This is a genomic window from Brevundimonas sp. CURTG3B2_SDJG (assembly GCF_057364705.1).
Genome location: NZ_JBNFOJ010000236.1, coordinates 1 through 4,298 on the forward strand (window position 1 = coordinate 1; position 4,298 = coordinate 4,298).

The following is a 4,298-nucleotide window of genomic DNA, read 5'->3' on the forward strand; positions in this document are numbered from 1 at the left end:
CCCGATCCCCATGCCCCGACGCTCATCAGCCTGACGTCAATCAGCCCGACGCGGGCGGTCCGAACGAAGGTCAGCCTGCGCCGGAGCCCGGGCCCGCCCCTGAGCCGGATCCCGCGCCGGACGGCGGCGGAGGCGGAGGCGCGGGGCCAAACATCGGAGGCGGCGGGATGGACCCGGGACCCGCGCCCGAAGGTCCGGCGGGCGAGCCGTGACGCAAGCGCCGCCTCTCGCCTGACCTCATAACCCGGAGCAAGCCCATGCCGACCTCGAGTTCGGATCCAGCCGCGCTGTACAAGCAACTCGCCCAGACGCTGGGGGTCGAGGCGTTCCAGACGCCCCTGGGCCAGGGGTGGCCGCCGCCGTTCCATGTGGAGGTGGTCTCGAACGTCGAGGCCTTCGCCACCACCTACACCGAAGGAAGCGGTCGGCTGATGAACGGGATCGTCCTGGTCCACGACCTGGTGCTGCGGCCCAGTTTCGGGCCCAACGGCGACATCGGCCAGCCGCGCGTCACCGACTACTGGGTCTATGTCGAGCCGGTCCGCGACGGAGGGCGCGACGTCCAGCCGGCGGGGCCGGACGGCCGTTCGCCCGGCGCCTTCACGACGTTGCCCGGCAAGGGCGACTACCAGGAGGGGCCGCTCCAGAACCCGGACAATGGGCTGCTGGCGAGCTCGTTTCCCGGCACCACCGAAGGCGCGACCCAATTCTCGACCGGGGGCAGCCACACATTCGGCGGCAGCGTCGGCTTCTTCGGCGACAGCCCGACCGCGACGGCCACGGACTCCACGACCGTGTCCTGGGGGACCTCGACCTCCATTCCCGACGTCCGCATCCAGAACCTGTCCGACGAGCGGGCCGCCCTGGTGCATTACATCGTCGGCGCGTCGGACTTCCCGCCCTTCGTCCGCCAGGAGACATTCCCTCGCCGGTCTCGGTGTCCCAGACCACGTTCCAGCCGGAGCTGAGCCAGCTCTTCCTGTTCCCCGACACCCAGCAGAAGATCTACCGGCGCAAGGGCGTGAAGGCCGAGGAGCCGTCGAAGGACGCCTACTATCAGTTCCGGGTCCTGGTGATGGCCCGGGCCGTGTGCTGGACCCAGACGCCGGAGAGCACGATGATGGGGTTCAAGGTCCAGCCGACCTTCTTCTGGGGTTGGGGCGGCAGGGACCTCACCGTGCAGCAGCCGCCGCTGCCGGGGCAGGTCAAGGCGACCTAGATCGTCGGCGCTGGACCCCGCGCGAACCAGCCGCTATCTCAGCCCGCGCGCCTTCACGGCGTTCGACCGAGGTTTTCCATGGCCATCGCCCGCATCTACCGCCCCGCCAAGACCGCCATGCAGTCCGGCAAGGCCAAGTCGAGAGACTGGCGGCTGGAGTTCGAGCCGGCCTCGGCGCGGACGATCGATCCGCTGATGGGCTGGACCTCGTCGTCGGACATGAACGGCCAAGTGCGGCTGACCTTCGACACGAAGGAAGAGGCCGTGGCCTACGCCGAGCGGCACGGCATCGCCTTCCGCCTGCACGAGCCGCAGGAGCCGCCGGTGATCATCAAGGCCTACGCCGACAACTTCGCCACCTACCGCAAGCAGCCCTGGACGCACTAGCCGCCAGGGCGGCTAGTGCTTGCTGGCGCGCCTATCGCCTATCGGCTACTTGAGGCGCGATAGGTTCGCGTTCCCGAGCCGCCGCCGGGTGCGATAAACGCCTGAACCCCATCTCAAGCGCCCTTAGCTCAGCTGGATAGAGCACCCGCCTTCTAAGCGGACGGTCGCAGGTTCGAATCCTGCAGGGCGCGCCAGGGGGGCGGGATCGGGCTGAAGCCATTGTTCACCGGTGGTCACCTCGGAAGCCGAAGGAGGGCTGCCAAGGAACGGGAGGTGGGCATTGGTGATGCGATCAGGAGAAGAACTTCGCGTCCATCTCGGCGCGATCGTACTCCAAAAGCCACGCATTGAACTTCTGATAGAGCGAGGTGAGCGGCTGTCCGCCAGGCCCGATCACATCCATCCCCCGGTCGTCATAGACCGTGAGAGCGAGACGATTCCGAAGGTCGGCGACATGTATCGTGTCCAGCCAACGCGCCTTGGGCTGGATGTCCATCCCCCGAGCTATGCTGGCCCATATGAGGGCAGAGAGCGACGCGTCATCGTTGGCGAATTGCGCACCATACCAATGACGGAACAGGTCGCCGCCAAACTGATCGATGTAGTCTTGGTCGTTCTGCGGGACCTTCGTCGCCAGTCCGAAGGCGTGTGGAAAGCCAATATGCTGCAACTGCCGGAACGCTGCCGAGTGTCGTCTCGTGATGCGTTCCTCACCGTATATGGAAACGACCGCGATGAGTGTTTCAGAGTCCGAAAACAGGGCGGCGGCGATCGTTCGCGCCCTGTCGAGGGCCTGCATGAAGCGAAGCGGCCCCATGTCCAAGCCACCACCCAGCTCGAACCGTAGACCGAAAGGGGCGTGGTAGAACATGGCGTCCGGAAACCCCCGCCATCCGAACGTAGCGTCTATCGTTTGGATCAGGTCCGCGTTCATCAACACATGATAATCAAGTGTCCAAACATCCGCCATGGATCGGATGAGAAGCGCACCAATAGCGTCATCAGCAAACTGGACCTAAGGGCCGAAACCGGAACAGCGCTTCCGGACTCCGAGGGGCTGCAACCGCATCGCCGGATACTGTCTTCGGCACGCCCGTCGCCCGTGATGGCCATTCCTGACTGAACCGGCGGCTGGCCGGACCGTTCTGGAGGGATGCCCGCCAAGCTGAAGGTGTTCCGCTATTCCGACGGCTTCCACGCCTGGACCGTGGCCGCCTCGTCGCGGCCGAAGGCGCTGCAGGCCTGGGGCGTCAGCCGGGACCTGTTCAAGGACGGATCGGCCCGGCAGATCCAGGACGGCCCCGACCATGACGCGGCCCTGAAGTCGCCCGGGACGCTGATCGAGCGGGGCCTTTCGGTGGATGTCGGCGAGGTCGCGCCCGCGCCCGGACCTGACCGGGCGGAAAAGAGGAAGAGGCCCTCGGAGAAGGATAGGGCGCGGGTGAAGGCGCTGGAGGCGGACCTGGAGGCGCTGGACGCCGATCAGGCCGCCGAGGTCGATCGGCTCGAGGCCCAGCGCGCGGCGCTGGACAAGGCGGCCGCGGCGCTGGCGAAACGTCAGGCCAAGGCGCGGGATGCCCTGAAGGCCAGGCTGAAGACGGCGCGGGCGAAGCTCAAATAGAGGCGCGCCAGGCGGCCAGGCCCGCCTCGAGGTCGGCGATCAGGTCGGTGGGGTCCTCCAGGCCCACGTGCAGCCTCAGCAGCGGCCCGGCCAGCCTCGGCGGCGAGCGGCGGGCGGACATCTGGCCGGTCTCGCAGGTGATCAGGCTCTCGAAGCCGCCCCAGGAATAGCCCAGGCCGAACAGCTCCAGCGCCGACATCAGGGCATGGGCGGCGGCGGCGTCGCCGCCGTTCATGACCACGCCGAACAGGGAGGCGGCGCCGGAATAGTCGCGGCTCCACAGCGCGTGGCCGGGCGAGCCGGGCAGGGCGGGCCACAGGATCTCGGCGACCTCGGGACGGGCTTGGAGCCATTCGGCGACGATGCGGGCCGAGCGTTCCTGCTCGGCGTAGCGGAGCGGCAGGGTGCGCAGGCCGCGCAGCGCCAGCCAGGCGTCGTCGGGCGAGACCCGCCAGCCCAGGTCCTCAATGGTCTCGAGGATCGCGCGCCGGATCGCGGGATCGGCGGCGGCGACGGCGCCCATCAGCAGGTCGGAATGGCCGCCGACGTATTTAGTGACGGCCTGGACGCTGACGTCGACGCCATGGCCCAGGGGGCGGAAGGCCAAGCCGGCGCCCCAGGTGTTGTCCATGACGGTGATCACGCCGCGAACGCGGCAGGCGACGGCCAGGGCGGGGACGTCCAGCAACTCGAACGTCAGGGAGGCCGGCGACTCGATCAGCAGGATCCGCGTGCGGTCCGTGAACAGGGCCAGAATCTCGTCCGTCGTCGCGGCGGGATCGTGGAAGACGGTGGTGACGCCGCGGGCGCCCATATGGCGCTTCAGGAAGCGCCGGGTCGGCCCATAGAGGGCGTCGGTGGTCACGACCTCGTCGCCGGCCCGCAGCAGGGCCGTGAGGGGGACGGTGACGGCGGCCAGTCCGGACGGCAGCAGCCAGGCGTCGGCGGCGCCTTCCAGATCGGCGACGGCGGCGCGGAGCTCGCGGGCCGCCGACAGATCCTCGATGCCGTCGGGTCGGGCCGATCGACCCGTCGCGCATCGTCTCGGGCGCGTCGTTCAGCAGGGTCGAG

6 protein-coding genes and 1 tRNA gene are annotated in these 4,298 nt (G+C 68.5%); 5 read left to right on the top strand and 2 right to left on the bottom strand.

Annotation, left to right across the window (positions count from 1 at the left end):
• Positions 1-257: 257 nt before the first annotated feature.
• The 4 genes from AC2W7C_RS13975 to AC2W7C_RS13990 all read left to right on the top strand — a co-directional run bounded on the left by AC2W7C_RS13975 (position 258) and on the right by AC2W7C_RS13990 (position 1,800).
• Positions 258-968 (top strand): hypothetical protein, encoded by a 711-nt coding sequence (locus AC2W7C_RS13975; protein ID WP_486001981.1) that lies wholly within the window; start codon positions 258-260, stop codon positions 966-968.
• Positions 938-1,219: a hypothetical protein gene (locus AC2W7C_RS13980; RefSeq protein WP_486001982.1), complete on the top strand. Its 282-nt coding sequence runs from the start codon at positions 938-940 to the stop codon at positions 1,217-1,219. The genes AC2W7C_RS13975 and AC2W7C_RS13980 overlap by 31 nt, the downstream gene beginning before the upstream one ends.
• Before the next feature lie 78 nt (positions 1,220-1,297).
• The gene (locus tag AC2W7C_RS13985) at positions 1,298-1,606 is read left to right on the top strand and encodes an ETC complex I subunit (RefSeq protein ID WP_486001983.1); all 309 of its coding nucleotides are present in this window, start codon (positions 1,298-1,300) and stop codon (positions 1,604-1,606) included.
• A gap of 117 nt (positions 1,607-1,723) precedes the next feature.
• Positions 1,724-1,800, top strand: a tRNA-Arg gene (locus AC2W7C_RS13990).
• 98 nt (positions 1,801-1,898) lie between these two features.
• Here the strand turns inward: AC2W7C_RS13990 and AC2W7C_RS13995 are convergent.
• The gene (locus AC2W7C_RS13995) at positions 1,899-2,576 is read right to left on the bottom strand and encodes a DUF3885 domain-containing protein (protein ID WP_486001984.1); all 678 of its coding nucleotides are present in this window, start codon (positions 2,574-2,576) and stop codon (positions 1,899-1,901) included.
• 183 nt (positions 2,577-2,759) lie between these two features.
• Here AC2W7C_RS13995 and AC2W7C_RS14000 point away from each other — a divergent pair, with 183 nt between their 5' ends.
• Positions 2,760-3,227 (top strand): hypothetical protein, encoded by a 468-nt coding sequence (locus AC2W7C_RS14000; RefSeq protein WP_486001985.1) that lies wholly within the window; start codon positions 2,760-2,762, stop codon positions 3,225-3,227.
• Here the strand turns inward: AC2W7C_RS14000 and metC are convergent.
• Positions 3,220-4,233, bottom strand: coding sequence for a cystathionine beta-lyase (gene metC, locus AC2W7C_RS14005; RefSeq protein ID WP_486001986.1), 1,014 nt, complete (start codon positions 4,231-4,233; stop codon positions 3,220-3,222). The genes AC2W7C_RS14000 and metC overlap by 8 nt on opposite strands.
• Positions 4,234-4,298: the final 65 nt, after the last annotated feature.